We start from the raw sequence: 17,495 nt of genomic DNA on the forward strand, positions 1-17,495 counted from the left end.
CATGGATCGCGAACCCCTTCTCACCGCCCGCGGTCTCGTCAAGCGCTATGGCCGCGTGACCGCGCTCGACAATGCCGATTTCGACCTCTATCCGGGTGAAATCCTCGCCGTCATCGGCGATAACGGCGCCGGCAAATCCTCGCTCATCAAGGCGATATCGGGCGCCGTCACCCCGGACGAGGGAGTGATCACCCTGGAAGGCCGGCAGGTGCAGTTCCGCTCGCCGATGGAAGCGCGCGAAGCCGGCATCGAAACCGTCTACCAGAACCTCGCTTTGTCGCCGGCACTGTCGATCGCCGACAACATGTTCCTCGGCCGCGAGATCCGCAAATCCGGCGTGCTCGGTTCGATGTTCCGCATGCTCGACCGGCCGGCCATGGAAAAGCTGGCGCGCAACAAGCTGTCCGAACTCGGCTTGATGACCATCCAGAACATCAACCAGGCGGTGGAAACGCTCTCCGGCGGTCAGCGCCAGGGTGTCGCGGTCGCCCGCGCCGCCGCCTTCGGCTCGAAGGTCATCATCATGGACGAACCGACGGCAGCGCTTGGCGTCAAGGAAAGCCGCCGCGTGCTGGAACTGATCCTCGACGTGCGCGCCCGTGGTCTGCCGATCGTGCTGATCTCCCACAACATGCCGCATGTCTTCGAAGTGGCCGACCGGATCCATATCCACCGTCTCGGCCGGCGGCTGACGGTGATCGATCCGAAGGAATACACCATGTCCGACGCCGTCGCCTTCATGACCGGCGCCAAGGCGGTGCCGACGGAGCCGGTCGCCGCATGAACGCACGCATCGATGAAATCGCCGGCGCAGTTCTTGACCGCGCCGGCCCTTCCAAGCGTTTCCTGATCGCCATCGCCGGACCGCCGGGCGCCGGAAAATCGACCATGGCCGACAATCTGGCGGAAGCGCTGAAGGCCAGGGGCGAAAGTGCCGAAGTCCTGCCGATGGATGGTTTTCACATGGACAACGCCATCCTGATCGAACGCGGCCTGCTGACGCGCAAGGGGATCCCCGAAACCTTCGATGTCCGCGGTTTCCTCGATATCATCCGCGCCGTCAGGCGGGCCGATCAGGAAGTTCTGGTGCCAGTATTCGATCGCTCACGTGAACTCGCGATCGCGTCCGCCCGACCTGTTTCCCCCGATCACCGCTTCATCATCGTCGAGGGCAATTATCTGCTTTTTTCGCTCGGCAAATGGGCCGAACTCGAAGGCGTCTTCGATTTTTCGATCATGCTGGCGCCGCCGATCGAGGTGCTCGAAGAGCGGCTCTGGGCACGCTGGCGCGGTTACAACCTGACCGAGGAGGCCGCCAGCGCCAAGGTCTACGGCAACGACCTGCCGAACGGTCGGCTGATCCTCGAAAACCGCCGCCCGGCCGATGTGACGCTGGAGATCGCGCTGGCGTGATGCCGCGGATTGTTCTCACATGGGAACAATCCATCCGCCCGGTTCTGCGTAGCGGTTCCGGATGCCGATAGGCATAACAAGGTGCTGGCAGCGCCTCTTGTGAATCAAGGTTTCGCAGCAAGTCGGCCGAATTCGGGCAAAAGGGACTTGCGCTTGAGTATGGTCGCGAAGGATAACATCCACACACCCTGCCGTTTGGTCGGTGCCCTCCTTTGGCGGGGTGCCGGCATGTCCGTCATGTAAGAAGTCACGCGATGCGTCGGGCTCCCCTCGCCGGATTTTCGATGAAGTCTGTGCGTTCATGCCTCTTCCTCATCCCGTTGGAGATGACATATGGCGTTCAGCCTGCCCATCACGCGCGCGATCTTCGCCCTTTTTCGCGTTCCATTCTTCCCTGCCGCACTGACTGCAATCCTCTTCGCTATGCTCGCCGAGGCAATGGCCTTCAGTTACATCGCCCGGCTCGCCGTTGATAAGATCGGCATGTCGCCTCTGCAGTTGGGAGCTTTTCTAAGCCTGTCGGCGATCTCAGGCATCGTCGTCACGACGATCTTTGGCCACTTTCACGATCGCAAGCCGATGATGTGGCCGTTGCTGATATCCTTGCTGGCCAAGATGGCTGGGTTCGGTCTCTGCGCGGTGGCGAGCGAACCGTGGATGCTGTTTCTCAACGCGGCCGTCCTCTTCGGTATCAGTTCTGCCTCGTTCTCCCTGCTGTTTGCGACGGCGAAAGGCTATCTCGATCGCACAGGCGAGCAGACGAGCGCCAAGGGCATGGCGGCGCTGCGCACGTGCAATTCGCTGAGTTGGGCCGTCGGGCCAGCCCTGGGCGCCATTCTTGTTCGCTACTGGGACCTCGATGGCATCTATGTCGGCGCAGCTTTGCTCGCCGCCTTGGCGCTGGCGGTCGTGCTGGTGAGCCGCATCAAGGTCGTGGCGGATACAGCTAGCCGGCAGCGCCTGACGCTGGACGTTTTGATGTCCACAGCGCCTGCCGTGTTGGCGCTTACCGCCTTTCACACGGCCATGTTCACCGGTGCCAATGCCGTGTCGATCGTCGTTGCCCAGCAGTTGGGATCCGAGGCGGACGTCGGCCTGCTGTTCAGCCTCTGCGCGCTTCTTGAGGTGATTGTGATGAGCCTGTTCGTGTTTCGGCCGGCACGCGGGGCGAACAGGCTGCTCCTGCTGGCCGGCTTCGGGGTCTTCGCCGTCTATTACCTGTTGCCGATCCCCTGGCCTTCACTGACGACGCTCTACCTTGCGCAGTTGCTGCGGGCGACAGGCATCGCGATCATCAGTATCGTCGGCATGGCTCATTTGCAGGATCTGTTGCCTGGCAGGGCTGGAATCGCAGCGGCCCTCTTTGGCAATAGCGCGAATGCCGGCCTTCTTTTCTCGGGGCTCGGGACCGGCCTTTGGGCGCAATCCTTTGGCTACTGGTCGTTGTTCGAGCTTTGCGCCGGTCTCTGTCTGCTCGGAGCGGCATTGTGCCTGATAAGATCGGTTCGGAGATAGAGCAGCGGGCATGAAAAGAGCGAAAGCCCGCCGTATGAATCAATTTCAATGCGATGCGCTTTAGTGTTATCGAGACCGCAGACGCATCGCTTCGGAGGCCTGCCATGCAATCGATCACCATCCGCCGTCCTGATGACTGGCACCTGCATCTGCGCGACGGCGCCATGCTGGAGGGCGTGATCGCTGATACGAGCCGCACCTTCGCCCGCGCCATCATCATGCCCAATCTCGTGCCGCCGGTCGTCACGTCAGCTGACGCCAGGGCCTATCGCGAGCGCATCCTCAAGGCCTTGCCGGACGGCCATCGCTTCCAGCCGCTGATGACGCTTTATCTCACCGAACATACCAGCCCGGATGATGTGGAGGAGGGGAAGAACAGCGGCCTCATCACCGCCGTCAAGCTTTATCCCGCCGGCGCCACGACCAATTCGCATGGGGGCGTGCGCGACATGGAAAAGGCGATGCCGGTGCTGGAGCGCATGGCAAAGATCGGCCTGCCGCTCTGCGTCCATGGCGAGGTGACGACGCCGGAGGTCGATATCTTCGACCGCGAGGCCGTCTTCATCGACACCGTGCTCGATCCGCTGCGCCAGCGCCTGCCGGAGCTGAAGGTGACGATGGAGCATGTGACGACATGGGATGGCGTCGATTACATCAAGGCGGCCAAGGGCAATCTCGCCGGCTCGATCACCACCCACCATCTGATCATCAACCGCAACGCCATCCTCGTCGGCGGCATCCGCCCGCATTATTACTGCCTGCCCGTCGCCAAGCGCGAAAACCACCGGCTGGCCTTGCGTGCGGCGGCCGTCAGCGGCGATCCGCGCTTCTTCCTCGGCACGGATTCCGCCCCGCATGTCGATCCGCTAAAGGAATGCGCCTGCGGCTGCGCCGGCATCTATACCTCGGTCAATACGATGAGCTGCCTCGCCCATGTCTTCGAACAGGAGGGTGCCCTGGAACGGCTCGAAGCCTTCGTGTCGCTGAACGGGCCGGCCTGGTACGGGCTGCAGCCGAACGAGGAGCACATCACCCTGTCACGGCAGGCCGAGCCGGTCGTCTTTCCCGCGAGGATTGAAACCGGCGCCGGTCCGGTGACGGTGTTCGATCCGATGTTTCCCCTGCGCTGGCAGGTGATGCACCAGGATTAAGCTTTCGGATTTCAATTTTAAATAGAATATTCATTTTAAAGTTCGACGCGACGTTAAACGCGTAACATTTGCATTGTGCAGTGCATCATTTGTTAACGGATGCATAAGACATTTCTCCTCGCAGACCGGTAAGCCGCCATTCGATGCGACAACAGCTGCGGAGACTGAAAAGCATGATGCTTGACTATAACTCCCTGTTGTTGGCGCTCGGCGTCTCCGCGGCCTGCCTTGCGGTGACGCTGATGGGCAGCTGGCTTGTCCGTCGCGCGGAAACCGTGCTGCTCACCGCCACCGTCGGCCTTGTCCTCGTCGTCAGCGGCATTTTCGTCTATAGCGGCTATGTCAATACGCCCAAGACATGGCTCGGCGTTGCCAATTTCGTGCTGTTTCATGCCGGTTTTGCCACCATCTGGGGAGCAGGCAAACAATTCCTCACCGGCCGGATGTCTCTCCTTGCCATCGCGATCCGCGCGCTTGCGGCGATGGTCTTCTCCGTCGTGCCGATGCTATCGGGCTATGATGGCCTGGCTTTCATCGCCGACAATCTCGCCATCGCCCTTTTGCTCTTTGCCACCGCCCGGCAATATTGGCTCGCCCGCGCCGAAGCACCCGCGCCGCTCCTCGGCATTACCACGCTCTATACGCTGACGGCGATCTCCTTCGTTCTCTGCGCCGCCGTGCTGGTCTCCGACGGCAAGCTGGTGCTCGGCAAAGCCCCCAGCAACTGGGCCGAAGATCTGAGCCTTGCCGTCTGCATTGCCGGCATGACCGGTATCGGCGCGCTGTCGCTGGCGCTGCATCAATGGCGGCTCGCTGCCCGCCATCGTCTCGATGCGATCACCGATCCGCTGACCGGCCTGCTCAACCGTCGTGCCCTCTTCGACCAATACGGCACGCGCCCGATGGGAACGACCACGGCCGTCATCGTCTTCGATATCGACCATTTCAAATCCGTCAACGATCGCTTCGGCCATGCCGCCGGCGACCGCGTGCTCAATGTCTTCGCCGGCGAGCTTTCGGCCCATTGCCGCACCGGCGACACCGCTGCCCGGCTCGGCGGCGAGGAATTCGTGCTGGTGCTGAAGGAGATCATGCCCGGCCGGGCGGAACTCACGGCCGAGCGCATCCGCAGGGGGTTCGAAGCGCGCGAGATCCATATCGACGACGAAGTGCTGACATGCACGGTCAGCGTCGGCGTCGCCCCCGGCCGCTCGAAGAGCTTGGATTTCGACGCCACGCTGAGCGCCGCCGACAAGGCGCTCTACGTCGCCAAGCGCGCCGGCCGCAACCGGGTCGAACTTGCCAGCTATCTCAAGGCGGTTCCCGTCGAAGCAACGCGCACCGCGTCTTGATTCCCGGCTGACCTCCCATAACATCGCCCTCGCCCGGATGCGGCCAGCCGCCCCGCGACGCTTCTGCGTTAAGGTGAATGCATCCAGACAACCTCAGCGAACATTCCGGCGACGCCAGCCCCGGCGCCAAGGCCTTCGTCCGCGTCGCGAATGTGCGGGCCTGTCACGCCGAACTCTCAGGCAAGGACTACCGCTACATGGTCATGGCTTGGCTCCCTCTTCTCCCCAGCGGGGAGAAGGTGGCCCGAAGGGTCGGATGAGGGGGCCACACGGCATTCCATTCATTGTCCTGCGCTTGCGCTCCGGACACTCGCGGCTTTGCCGCTCACCCCCTCAACCGCCTGCCGGCACCTTCTCCCCGCTGGGGAGAAGAGACGTGTAGCTGCGCGGTACGGTTTCTTCTTAGTCAGAGCAAGATATATCGGGGGAAAAGTTGCATTTTCGGATGGTTATTCTATGAAAGGTACTGGAAGTTTCGAGATTGCATATCGCAAGCCCTATCCAGCTACCTCACTCCCGAAGGTGACAACCTGACGCAAGGCGGTTCTCTGCGGGCTGGTTTGGCAGGCTTGTTCTTGCTGCTCGCCGTGATCTCTGCTTGGCGCGCTTTTCGAACCCGGATGGTGGCAAATAGCCGGAACGGCTGGCGCCGGCGCAATCGCCAAGCTCCCGGTCGGCCACGAGGCGGACTTTGTCTTAGCCGGCCGAATGCGGGTCCATACTATAGGGATAGACCGGATAATCTGCCCCGATGGCACCTCGAACGCGGTCGGACCAGGCGGCGAAGGCGGGATAGGCTGCGAGAGAAAAGCCGCAATCCTCGGCCCGGTGGCTATAGGCGTAAACGGCGATATCGGCGATCGTCAGCTGCTGGTCGACAAGAAACAGGCTGTCACTCAGGCTGCGATCGATGGCGGCAAGCGCGCGGGCTGCGGCTTCGCGCTTGCCCGCAATCATGCTCTGGTTACGCTCCAGCCGTCCGGTCAACGTCCAGAATCGCAGCGAGCCGATGACCGGCTCGACATGATACTGTTCGAAGAACAGCCATTGCATGACCTTGGCGCGCAGATAGTGGTCTGACGGCAGGAAGCGTGTGCCTTCGGCGAGAAAAGTGAGGATCGCATTGGATTCGGCGATCGGACGTCCATCGTCGAGTTCGAGAACCGGGATGGCGCCCACCGGATTGAGTTTGAGAAACGCCTCGGTGCGGCTCTCGCCCTCGAAGATCGAGACGATACGGCTGCGGTAGGGTTTGTCGAGCAGGCCGAGCAGAACCCGGACCTTCCAGCCATTTTGCGAGGGCAGATAATCGTGAAGCGTAAACATGACGGTCCTTTCGCCGCGATTGCCCAACATCGCATGCCCGCCCGGAACCGGCCACCCGATTCCTGAAAGGCGCGGCGGATTGCCGAGAAGCAATCGTTCAGACGATCATCAGCGCCCGCACGAAGGCGACCGAGGCGAGTAGCGAGGCGATGGTCCGCACATGGTTCCACCACGTCCAGTCCCTGACATAGATGGTCCAGAGCTGAACCGCTTCCGTCCCGTTGCCGCCGACTTTTGCCAGCGCATCGTTCATCGGCACGTTGAAGATGATGGTCGAGAGGAAGGAGGCGAAGATGTAGAGGGCTGCACCCGCCAGCATCAGAAAGGATGCCCCGCCGCGCCAGTCGATCAGGGCGAGCACGGCGATGACGAGGCAGAGGATCGCCGTCGGCACGAAGAGGCCCATGAAGGGAGAGCGGACGATCGTCACGTTGATCGAGTTCATCGCCGCGATGCCTTGCTCCGCCGGGATGCGCGAGAAGGCGGCCATGATGAAGGTCGAGAAGGCAAAGAAGATGCCGGCGACGAGGCCGCTGCCGATCGCCGCGGCCACGAGGGATAGGATCAGGATGATCTGCATGTCAAAACTCCTCCCAAACTTTAAAAACAAGAGAAACTCTCTCATTTGCAAAATGCGATAATCTCTCTTATTTTGTTTGTCAACGTGGAAAAGGAGAGAGCATGTCGGAACAGCCGGTCGCAACGCGCAGGCGCCAGCAGGAATCCACCGGCCAGCTGCGCCGCATCCCCAGCCAGCAGCGCGGCCGCGAGCGCTTCGAAAAGATCCTCGCGGTTGCCTCGCAGTTGATCGAAAGCCACGGCAGCGACGGGTTGAAGATGAGCGAGATCGTCGAAAAGGCCGACCTCTCCTTCGGCGCCCTCTACCAATATTTTCCCGACAAGACCTCGATCATCCGGACATTGGCCGAGCGCTTCAACGAAGAGGGCAGGCGGTGCGTCGAAGAGGAGCTGGCGAAGGTGACCGACGCTGCGGCCCTGCAGGGCGCGCTCACCACTATCGTCGACGAATATTACGGCTTCTTCCGCCGCGAGCCTGTCATGCGCGATATCTGGCATGCGACCCATACCGATAAGCTGCTGCAACAGGTCGATGCCGAGGACATGGAATTCCATGCCCAGGCATTTCTCGCCGTACTTATCCGCCTATGGCCGGATCGCGACCGCAGGGAGGTGCTGGCGATCGCCCGGCTGACGATGCAGTTGCTTGCCGCCGCCGTGCGTTATGCCGTGTCGCTGGATGCGGAGGAGGGCGAGAGGGCGCTTGCCTTGTTCAAGAAAATGCAGATCGTTGATATCGGCCGCCTGCTGCAGCAATAGCCCGCCTTTCGTCTGGAAACGGCAGGCTCTTGCTGCTATTCCCGCAAGGATCCAAGCCGAAGGAGAGCCGCATGATCCAGACCACTTTTCCCGACCGTGCCGTGATGGCTGAATTGCTGGCCAAGATGCTCTGGGAGATCAGGGCGGTGCATTTCAATGCCGCTCAGCCCTATAAACTCGCCTCCGGCATGGCGAGCCCGGTCTATATCGATTGCCGCAAGCTGCTCTCCTTCCCGCGCATCCGCTCCACGGTGATGGATTTCGCTGCCAGCACCCTGCTGCGCGATGCCGGCTTCGAGCAGTTCGATTGCATCGCCGGCGGCGAGACCGCCGGCATCCCCTTCGCCGCCCTGCTTGCCGATCGTCTCGGCCTGCCGATGATCTATGTGCGCAAGCAGCCGAAGGGCCATGGCCGCAATGCCCAGATCGAAGGCAATATGCCGGAAGGGTCGCGCGTGCTCGTCATCGAAGACCTGACGACGGCAGGCGGCAGCATGTTCAAGTTCATCGATGCCGTCCGTGCCGCCGGTGGCATCGTCGATCATGGCATCGCGCTGTTCTTCTACGGCATATTCGGCGAAAAGCGCTTTGCAGATGGCAAGGTCAGGCTGCACCACATCGCCAACTGGCGCAATGTTCTGGCCGTCGCAAAGGAGCAGAGGCTCTTCGACGACAAGACGCTGTCGGAAGTCGAGGCCTTCCTCGATGCGCCGCTGGCCTGGTCGGAAAAGAATGGCGGCGTAAGTGAGCTTTCGCTCTAGCCAGTTGACAAAAGCTCGCCTAATCGGTTGATGAACGTATAGATGCTGTTGGGAGGAATACGATGATTTTGTGCTGCGGCGAAGCCCTGATCGACATGCTGCCGAGGGACACCACCCTCGGTGAAAAGGGCTTTGCGCCCTATGCCGGCGGCGCGATCTTCAATACCGCCATCGCGCTCGGCCGCCTCGGCATCCCCACCGCCTTCTTCACCGGCATTGCCGATGACATGATGGGCGAAATCCTGCTCGAGACGCTGAAGGCGAGCAATGTCGATTACAGCCCATGCGCCATCACGCCGCGTCCCTCGACCATCGCCTTCGTCAAGCTGGTGAACGGTCAGGCGACCTATGCCTTCTATGACGAAGGCACGGCGGGCCGGATGATCACCACGGCCGACCTGCCGGATCTCGGCGACGATTGCGAAGCGCTGCACTTCGGCGCAATCAGCCTGATCCCCAGCCCCTGCGGCGAAACCTACGAAGCCCTGCTCGACCGCGAAGCCGCACGCCGCGTCATCTCGCTCGATCCGAACATCCGTCCCGGTTTCATTAAGGACAAGCCGTCGCATATGGCCCGCATCAAGCGGATGGCTGCGAAATCCGACATCGTCAAGTTTTCCGACGAAGATCTCGAATGGTTCGGCCTGCAGGGCGACCATGATGCGCTCGCCGCCCATTGGCTGAACCACGGCGCCAAGCTCGTCGTCATCACCAAGGGCGCGGAAGGCGCTTCCGGTTATACCAAGGAACGCAAGGTGACGGTGCCGAGTGAGCGCGTCACCGTCGTCGACACGGTCGGCGCCGGCGATACATTCGATGCCGGCATCCTGGCGTCGCTGAAGATGGACAATCTGTTGACCAAGGCACAGGTCGCCAATCTCGATGAGCAGGCGCTGCGCAACGCCCTGGCGCTTGGCGCCAAGGCCGCCGCCGTCACCGTCTCCCGCGCCGGCGCCAATCCACCCTGGGCGCGCGAGATCGGGCTTTAAGGCTCATTCGATCCGGTCGAGAAAGGCGCGGACCTCGCGATTGAAGAGGTCCGGCTGCTGCAGTGGCGCAAAATGGCTGACGCCGGGCAGCAGCACGAACTCCGCATCTGGGATCGTCCTTGCCAGATAATCGGCATGCTCAGGCTTGATGAATTCATCGTGCTCGCCGAGCACGATCGAAACCGGCACCTTGATGCCTGCGAGCTGCTCCGTCGAATAATTCGGCTCCGTCGACATCATCTTCGAGACATCGGCGACAAAGGCTTCGAACTGGTCGGGTGTTGCCGATAGCGCCTGATAATCCTTCCTGTGGCGGCTGAAGCAGTGCTCGATGACAGGCGTCGCCTTGAATTCCTTGGTGCCGCTGGGATCCATGTTGCAAGCGAAGAAGAATACGCCGCAGACGCGCTCCGGCTGCTGGTCGGCGAGGATCAGCGCCGTGCAAGCGCCGTCACTCCAGCCGACAAGGACCGCTTCCTCAAGTCCGATATGATCCATGATGGCCAGTACGTCTGAGGCCATCAGGTGATAGGTGTAGGGGCGCTTATCGCGCGTGCTGCGGCCATGCCCGCGGCTGTCGATTACCAAGACCCGATGACCGGCGTCGATGAGCGCGGGAACCTGATAACCCCAATTGCCGCTATTGCCGAGCCCGCCATGCAGCAGAATGACAGCCGGGCCGGCGCCGTAGCTCGCGTACCAGATACGGGCACCCTCGTTTTCGACGAAACCCTGCTCATTCGTGGGGGGCAATGGCAGCGCGCCGTTTGCCTCAAAGTTCACCAGCTCGTTATCCGTCGCGGTCATCGCTTTCTCCTCTGTCGGACCTTCTATAGACGACGACATGCCCTGCGATTCGACAGGGTCAAATAAAAAAACCCGCCCGCGTGACGGATGGGCTTCGCTAGCAGCATAAATGCCGAATTACGTGGCGAGCTTCGCAAGTGCCGCGAGCAGGCCCCCCGAGGGGAGAAGGGGATATGCGACAACGTCTCGATTCCCTCTTCTCCCCAGCCGGGAGAAGGTGGCCCGAAGGGTCGGATGAAGGGGGCCGGCGAAGCCGGTCTTTCCAACAATACCCATGCGAGCTTCGATCACGCCGGCATCGTCTTGACACCATGCTTCTGACGCCACGCCAGCCCGGGATTTGCCTTGCTCAAGCCTACTCTTTTGCGCGGGTGCGCGCCTGGCTTTCCTTCTTGATCGGGCGACCGACCGGGCAGACCTCCTGCACGAAGCCGTTGAGCGTGTTGACGAGATTGTTCTCGATCAGGGAATAGTGGACGAACTGGCCCTGTTTCTCTCGTCTGATCAGACCCGCAGCCTCGAGGATGGAAAGATGCTGCGAAACGGCTGGCTTGGACATGCTGAAGCGGTCAGCGATCTCGCCAGCGGTCAGACCCGATGCCGAGAGATAGGCGAGGATCTTCCGACGCGACGCACTGGAAAGCGCGTGGAATACCCGTTGGGCGGCGCTGACGGAGCGGCCTTCTACGGCGTCATCGAAAGTCTCTTCGTCCAAATCCGGTCTCCGTGCCTGCGGCATCATCGCATCAATCCGCCAAACAATTAAGCAATTAATGTATTGCTTAATTGTTTCCGTTAATGCAAAGTAATTAGGTAATTGCTTAATTAATGAATTGATGGGTGATGTTCAAGAGGAGAATGCACCCGCCGGGAGGGAGTTCGCGATGAGCAGTATTTCCACTGGACGAATGATTGACAATGGGAGCGATCCGGTGAAGGGCACAGTGGTCTGGATGCTCGCAAAGTCGATCTGGATCACCGCCATGACCTTGATTGCCATCATTGGTGGCCCGCTGACCTTCACCTGGAGCGCCTTTGCCGGGTTTATCCTCTTGACCGCCATCACGATCTGCCTTGGTCATTCGGTCGGCATGCACCGGCTGCTGATCCATCGCTCGTTCAGCACTCACATCTGGATCGAGCACTTTCTCGTCTATCTCGGTACGCTGGTCGGCATGGCCGGCCCCTTCGGCATGATCTATGCGCACGACATTCGCGACTGGGCGCAACGGCAGCGAGACTGCCATGACCTCTATGCCCATCGGCGGTCTTTCTTCGTCGATGCCTTCTGGCAGATGCATTGCATTGTGGCGCTGGACCATCCGCCGCGTTTCGTCCTCGATGAGCGCGAGCGGCGCGACCGCTTCTATCGTTTCCTGGAGGCGACATGGATGGCGCAGCAGATTCCCTTGGGAGCAGCGCTCTTTGCGCTCGGCGGACTGCCGTTTGTGGTCTGGGGTGTTGCCGTACGGATAACGGTGTCGCTGACCGGACACTGGCTGGTCGGTCATTTCGCGCATCGGAGCGGCCATCAGGGCTGGAGTGTCGATGATGTCGCGGTACAGGGCTATAACCTGCCGCGTTTCGGGCTGGTGACCTTTGGCGAGAGCTTCCATGGCAACCATCACGCCTTTCCGGATTCGGCGCGGCTCGGCATCGAGCCGGGGCAGCTGGATCTCGGTTGGTATTTCATCCGGCTGCTGGCAAGGCTCGGCCTGGCTTCGGCGATCAAGCTTCCACACACGATCGTGCCAAGGCGAGGGTTGAGACGCGTCAACGCAACCGAAACGGCGAGTGACAGTCTTCCGCCGCATCACGCATCAGGTCACGCGGAATCTCGCCCGTGAATGCCTCCTCCTTGTCGCAACGTCTCGATTCCCTCTTCTTCCCTCGGGTCCGAAGGACGGATCGGTGCCGACCGATCAAGAGACGATCCGGGAATCACGCTCCGGTTGACGCTCGGGAGCAAGTACCAAGTCCCGCAGGAAGTTTTCGCACCAGAGTGAGACGTCGTGGGTTAGCAGATGCTCCATCATCATGCTCCAGCGGTCGCGGCGCTCCTCCAGCGACATGGCAACGCCACGGGCGAGGGCATTGGCGGTGCCTTCGACATCGTAAGGATTGACCAGCAGCGCACCCTTCAACTCGCGAGCCGCACCGGCGAAGCGCGACAGCACCAATACCCCCGGGCGATCGGGATCCTGGGCGGCGACATATTCCTTGGCGACGAGGTTCATGCCGTCGCGCAACGGCGTAACCAGCCCGATCGTCGCCAGGCGGTAGAGGCCGGCAAGCACGTTGCGGCTGATCGATCGGTTGACATAGCGGATCGGCACCCAGTCGACCGTTCCAATGGCGCCGTTCACCCGGCCTGCCTGTTCGGCGACCATTTTTTGCATATGCTCGTATTCGGGAACCTCCGATCGCGATTTCGGCGTGACCTGAAGATAGGTGACTTTGTTCTGGTAGCCAGGATTGCTGGTGAGGAAGCGTTCGAATGCTTCCAGCCGCTGAATGATGCCCTTCGAATAATCGAGGCGGTCGACCCCGATGATCATGGCCCGGCCTTCAATGCTGCGCCGGGTCTTCTGCACCATGATATTGTTTGCAGCTTTCTCGGCGAACTCGGCGAAGGCAGCGGTTTCGATCCCGATCGGATAGGCGCCGGCCTTAAATATCCGCCCATGGGAATCGAACAATCCATTTCCGAGGTCGTCGCCAATTCCCTCCCGGCGCAGATATCCGGCAAAGTTCTGGAGGTCGTAGTCGGTCTGGAAGCCGACGAGATCGTAATGCGAGAGCCCGCGCATGATTTCCTCGTGGACGGGCATCGTGACGAGAATGTCAGCCGGCGGCCAGGGAATATGCAGGAAGAAGCCGATCCGGTTCTTCAGCCCCATTTGGCGCAGTTCCGCCGCCAGCGGAATGAGGTGGTAATCATGAACCCAGATGATGTCGTCCGGCTCGATCATCGGCGCTAGCCTGTGAGCGAAGAAACGGTTGACGCGGAAATATCCGGCCATTTCCTTCCGGCCATATTCGGCGAGGTCCAGGCGATAATGGCAGATGGGCCAGAGAACCCGGTTTGCGAAGCCGCGATAATACTCCTCGACGTCGGTGTCGGTGAGATCGGTCAGCGCATAGGTGATGTTGCCCTTCCGCAGCTGCGACAGCGGGCCAGGTTCCCTGTCCCCGCTTGATTCTCCCGACCATCCCATCCAGATGCCGCCACGCTCCTGCAGGGCTGCCTGCAGCGCGACGGCCAGGCCGCCGGCAGCGGCGCTCCCATCTTTGGCCGGCATGGGAACACGATTGGAAACGACGACAAGACGGCTCATGAGCTTCCTTTGGTGAAGATGGGACATGAAACGCTGCGTGACGAGCGTGTTGAGACTTCTCCCGAACTTGAGCAGGGACCATGCAGCAAAGGCGCCGACTTCGACGCAGCCGACCCGGACGCGGGCGGCCCAAGGGGGAACAACGAACGGAGCATTTTCTGCACAGATTTTGCTTGAATCTAGGGCGATTCCCCCGAATTGAAAGAATTCATTCTACAATTTTTGATTAGAAGAACATTCAATCCGGTTTCGTACTGCACGTCCTTTCTTCATCGATGCCTTCTGGCAGATGCGGCCGGCACTTGACCGAGCCACGGGTCTCGACCCATCCTCCAGACCCCAAAGGGGTGAAGGGATATCCCGCAGCCTCTCGATTCCCTCTTCTCCCCAGCGGGGAGAAGGTGCCCGTAGGGCGGATGAGCATCTGTGTTTGGTGTCAAGGTGGATTTGGTGTCCAGATGCGGTTTTTGGTGATGAGGGTGTTTGCCAGGACGATGAGCTTTCTCATGACGGCGACGAGGACGACCTTATTGGGTTTTCCGACTTTCTTCAGCCTTGCGGCGAAGCGTGCGAGGTCCGGGTTGTGACGGGAGGCGGACAGGGCGGCCATGTAGATGGCGTTCCTGGGTGCTGGGCGTCCGCCCCTGATGGAGCGATGTCCGGCCCGCTCGCCACTTTCGCAGGCAATCGGCGCAAGGCCGGTCAGCATGGCGGCCTGCTTGCCGGAGCAGGCGCCAAGTTCGCAAAGGCCAGCGATCAGGCTTGCGGCGGTGACGGCTCCGATGCCGGGAATGGAGATGAGGATGTCGAGGCGGCGGCGCATCTCGGGATCGGCGCAGATGCTGCGCTCGATCTCGGCGTCCAGTCTTGCGATATGGGTGTCGAGCGCGGCAAGCCGGCGCGTCAGTTCCTTGCGCAGGAAGGCGGTCACGGCCGTCTTCATCCGGTTGGACAGGGCGGTGCGTTCGCCATTGGCGGCAGATCGGGCATTGACCAGTTCCTGCAGGGCTTCCAGCGCTTGGTCCGGCGGTGGGGTCTGTGCGGGCTTGAGGGCTTCTCCCATGATGGCCAGAAACCGCGCATCGAGCCGATCGGTCTTGGCGAGAAAGCCGCAGGCTTTGGCAAACAGCCGGGCGCGCAGCGGGTCGACGACCGACACGTAAAAGCCATCGGCATGCAGCGAGCGCTGGACGGCGCGATGCCACTTGCCGGTCGCTTCCATGACGATACGCAGCGCCGAGCGCGGCATCTGGTCAAGCGCATCGAGCTCCCGCTTGAGGCGGCGCAGGCCGGCCGTGTCGTTGGTCACCCGAAAACTGCGGCCGAGAGGATGCAGATGAATGTCCAGCCACTCTTTACAGACATCGATGCCGACATAAACTGTCGCCATCGCGGTGCGTTCGGACGATACCTTGCCTTGCATACGGGACCTGCTCCCCACTATCTGTTCAGGACAAACGCGAAGGACGGGCGGACCAGGCTCATCCCCGGTTCACGCCAAGGGGGTTACGGTCCCGCCCGTCCGACCCCTGGGGGATGGCCATCCCCCAGGGGTCGCACCCATCATCAACGGATGCAGTTTGAACATGCAAGGGGGCCGGCGAAGCCGGTCTTTACGGGCTTCGACCGCGCTGGCATCGTCTCGACCGTGTTTAGGGCGCCTGCAGGATAGGATATGAGGTGAAGGATGTGCCGTGCGGCCCCCCTCATCCGCCTGCCGGCACCTTCTCCCCGAGGGGAGAAGAGCACATGCCGTGACCTCTCCGTTCCTCACTCGCCTCTCGCAGGGCACGTCCCCTCTCCCCGTCAGAACGGGGAGAGGGTTAGGGTGAGGGGCAATCTGGACCGCTTACTTCGCAAGCTTCGCCAGTGCCGCAACCAGGCCCTGCGTCGAGGAGTCGTGCGATGCGGCGCTCTCCTTGCCCTCGACGACCGGCAGCAGGCCCGTCGCCAGTTCCTTGCCGAGCTCGACGCCCCACTGGTCGAAGGAGTTGATGCGGAAGAGCACGCCTTCGACGAAGACGCGGTGTTCGTAAAGCGCGATCAGCCGGCCGAGCGCATAAGGGGTCAGCTTGTCGTAGACGAAGGTGATCGACGGCCGGTTGCCGGTAAAGACCCGGTGCGGCGCGATGAAATCGGCCTTCTTGTCGTCCATGCCCTTGTCGGTCAGCTGCTTCTTGGCTTCTGCGAAGGTGCGTCCCTTCATCAGCGCTTCCGATTGGGCGAGAACATTGGAGATCAGCAGCTGGTGCTGGTGGCGCAGCTCGGGCTCGAAGGCGTTGGCGGCGATCATGAATTCGGCCGGGATGATGCTCGTGCCCTGATGGATGAGCTGGTAGAAGGCGTGCTGGCCGTTGGTGCCGGGCTCGCCCCAGACGACCGGGCCGGAATTGCCTTCGACCGGCGTGCCGTCGATGGTGACGCCCTTGCCGTTCGATTCCATGTCGAGCTGCTGCAGATAGGCCGGGAAGCGCGACAGGCGCTGGTCGTAGGGCAGGATGGCCCGGGTGGGGTAGCCGAGCACGTTGCGATGGTAGAAGCCGATCAGGCCAAGCAGCATCGGCAGGTTTTCGGTAACCGGCGCCTTACGGAAATGATTGTCGACGGCATGGGCGCCGTCGAGGAACTTGCCGAAATTGTCGGGGCCGACGGCGATCATCAGCGGCAGGCCGATCGCCGACCAGATCGAGTAGCGGCCGCCGACCCAGTCCCAGAAGCCGAAGACGCGGGCGCTGTCGATGCCGAAGGCGGCAACCTTGTCGAGCGCCGTCGAGACGGCGGCGAAGTGGTGCTGCACGGCAGCTTCGCCGAGCGCCTTGGCGATGAAATTGCGCGCCGTCTGCGCATTGGTCATCGTCTCGACGGTGGTAAAGGTCTTCGAGGCGACGATGAACAGCGTCGTTTCCGGCTGCACCAGCTTCAGGATATCGGCGATATGGGCGCCGTCGATATTGGAGACGAAATGGGCGCGCGGGCCGTCGTGGAAAGGCGCAAGCGCCAGCGTTGCCATGACCGGGCCGAGATCCGAGCCGCCGATACCGATATTGACGACATCGGTGATCGCCTTGCCGGTGGCGCCGTTCAGCGTGCCGGAGCGGACGTCGTCGGCAAACTTGCCCATGGCGGCAAGCACCGCATTGACGTCGGGCATGACGTCCTTGCCGTCGACCAGCACCGGTGTGTTGGAGCGGTTGCGTAGCGCGGTGTGCAGAACGGCGCGATCCTCGGTGAAGTTGATCGCCTTGCCGGAGAACATTTCCTCGCGCTTCTTTTCGACGCCGCCTTCTTCGGCAAGCTTCACCAAGAGCTTGAGGATCTCGTCATTCACCGCCGTCTTGGAAAAATCCATCAGCAGGTCGTCAAGCCGGACGGAAAAACGCGAAAAGCGCTCGGAATCGGCGGCGAAGGCCGCACGGATATCGGTTGCCTTGGTGGCATCAGCAGTGCTTTTCAGCTGTTCGACGATGGCGTTCATGGGAGGCTCCTTTGGAGGCGGAAAGGTTGC

At 61.5% G+C, this 17,495-nt stretch carries 16 protein-coding genes and 1 pseudogene; 10 read left to right on the plus strand and 7 right to left on the minus strand.

Annotation, left to right across the window (positions count from 1 at the left end; genetic code table 11):
- The first annotated feature begins 1 nt into the window (after position 1).
- The 6 genes and pseudogenes from N1937_RS00590 to N1937_RS00615 form a co-directional block, all read left to right on the plus strand.
- On the plus strand, positions 2–784 hold the full coding sequence (locus tag N1937_RS00590; protein ID WP_017966817.1) for an ATP-binding cassette domain-containing protein: 783 nt from the start codon (positions 2–4) through the stop codon (positions 782–784).
- Positions 781–1,413, plus strand: a complete 633-nt coding sequence (locus N1937_RS00595; protein ID WP_260057194.1) for a nucleoside triphosphate hydrolase — start codon at positions 781–783, stop codon at positions 1,411–1,413. Before N1937_RS00590 ends, N1937_RS00595 begins: the two co-directional genes overlap by 4 nt.
- A 333-nt stretch (positions 1,414–1,746) precedes the next feature.
- Entirely contained in the window at positions 1,747–2,928 is a 1,182-nt protein-coding gene (locus N1937_RS00600) for an MFS transporter (RefSeq protein ID WP_260057195.1), read from the plus strand.
- 104 nt (positions 2,929–3,032) lie between these two features.
- Positions 3,033–4,079, plus strand: a complete 1,047-nt coding sequence (gene pyrC, locus N1937_RS00605; protein WP_260057196.1) for a dihydroorotase — start codon at positions 3,033–3,035, stop codon at positions 4,077–4,079.
- 173 nt (positions 4,080–4,252) lie between these two features.
- Entirely contained in the window at positions 4,253–5,431 is a 1,179-nt protein-coding gene (locus N1937_RS00610) for a GGDEF domain-containing protein (protein WP_260057197.1), read from the plus strand.
- Between the two features lie 89 nt (positions 5,432–5,520).
- A pseudogene (locus N1937_RS00615) lies at positions 5,521–5,631 on the plus strand (glyoxalase superfamily protein); the annotation flags it as partial.
- A 496-nt stretch (positions 5,632–6,127) separates the two neighbouring features.
- On the opposite strand, the gene N1937_RS00620 reads toward N1937_RS00615, so the two are convergent.
- Together N1937_RS00620 and N1937_RS00625 are read right to left on the minus strand one after the other, a co-directional pair.
- The gene (locus N1937_RS00620) at positions 6,128–6,757 is read right to left on the minus strand and encodes a glutathione S-transferase family protein (protein WP_026154412.1); all 630 of its coding nucleotides are present in this window, start codon (positions 6,755–6,757) and stop codon (positions 6,128–6,130) included.
- 97 nt (positions 6,758–6,854) lie between these two features.
- Positions 6,855–7,337 (minus strand): anthrone oxygenase family protein, encoded by a 483-nt coding sequence (locus tag N1937_RS00625; protein WP_170263581.1) that lies wholly within the window; start codon positions 7,335–7,337, stop codon positions 6,855–6,857.
- Positions 7,338–7,438: 101 nt separating this feature from the next.
- Here N1937_RS00625 and N1937_RS00630 point away from each other — a divergent pair, with 101 nt between their 5' ends.
- The 3 genes from N1937_RS00630 (at position 7,439) to N1937_RS00640 (ending at position 9,845) form a co-directional block, all read left to right on the plus strand.
- Positions 7,439–8,095 (plus strand): TetR/AcrR family transcriptional regulator, encoded by a 657-nt coding sequence (locus N1937_RS00630; protein WP_260057198.1) that lies wholly within the window; start codon positions 7,439–7,441, stop codon positions 8,093–8,095.
- Between the two features lie 71 nt (positions 8,096–8,166).
- The gene (locus N1937_RS00635; protein ID WP_260057199.1) at positions 8,167–8,856 is read left to right on the plus strand and encodes an orotate phosphoribosyltransferase; all 690 of its coding nucleotides are present in this window, start codon (positions 8,167–8,169) and stop codon (positions 8,854–8,856) included.
- Between the two features lie 62 nt (positions 8,857–8,918).
- Positions 8,919–9,845, plus strand: a complete 927-nt coding sequence (locus tag N1937_RS00640) for a carbohydrate kinase family protein (RefSeq protein WP_164579176.1) — start codon at positions 8,919–8,921, stop codon at positions 9,843–9,845.
- A 3-nt stretch (positions 9,846–9,848) separates the two neighbouring features.
- Here the strand turns inward: N1937_RS00640 and N1937_RS00645 are convergent, their stop codons facing one another.
- Positions 9,849–10,652 (minus strand): alpha/beta fold hydrolase, encoded by an 804-nt coding sequence (locus N1937_RS00645; RefSeq protein WP_222332365.1) that lies wholly within the window; start codon positions 10,650–10,652, stop codon positions 9,849–9,851.
- A 355-nt stretch (positions 10,653–11,007) separates the two neighbouring features.
- Entirely contained in the window at positions 11,008–11,367 is a 360-nt protein-coding gene (locus N1937_RS00650) for a metalloregulator ArsR/SmtB family transcription factor (protein ID WP_162119309.1), read from the minus strand.
- Positions 11,368–11,536: 169 nt separating this feature from the next.
- Here N1937_RS00650 and N1937_RS00655 point away from each other — a divergent pair, with 169 nt between their 5' ends.
- Positions 11,537–12,499: an acyl-CoA desaturase gene (locus N1937_RS00655; RefSeq protein ID WP_260057201.1), complete on the plus strand. Its 963-nt coding sequence runs from the start codon at positions 11,537–11,539 to the stop codon at positions 12,497–12,499.
- Positions 12,500–12,574: 75 nt separating this feature from the next.
- Here N1937_RS00655 and otsA read toward each other — a convergent pair whose 3' ends face one another.
- The 3 genes from otsA to pgi form a co-directional block, all read right to left on the minus strand.
- A complete protein-coding gene (otsA, locus tag N1937_RS00660; protein WP_260057202.1) occupies positions 12,575–13,990 on the minus strand; it encodes an alpha,alpha-trehalose-phosphate synthase (UDP-forming) in 1,416 nt (471 codons plus the stop codon).
- A 436-nt stretch (positions 13,991–14,426) separates the two neighbouring features.
- The gene (locus N1937_RS00665) at positions 14,427–15,413 is read right to left on the minus strand and encodes an IS110 family transposase (protein ID WP_222281449.1); all 987 of its coding nucleotides are present in this window, start codon (positions 15,411–15,413) and stop codon (positions 14,427–14,429) included.
- 426 nt (positions 15,414–15,839) lie between these two features.
- Positions 15,840–17,465 carry a glucose-6-phosphate isomerase gene (pgi, locus tag N1937_RS00670; protein WP_260057203.1) on the minus strand — a complete coding sequence of 542 codons (1,626 nt, stop codon included), beginning with the start codon at positions 17,463–17,465 and terminating at the stop codon, positions 15,840–15,842.
- Between the last annotated feature and the right edge of the window lie 30 nt (positions 17,466–17,495).

It is taken from the genome of Rhizobium sp. WSM4643 (genome assembly GCF_025152745.1).
GTDB lineage: Bacteria > Pseudomonadota > Alphaproteobacteria > Rhizobiales > Rhizobiaceae > Rhizobium > Rhizobium leguminosarum_I.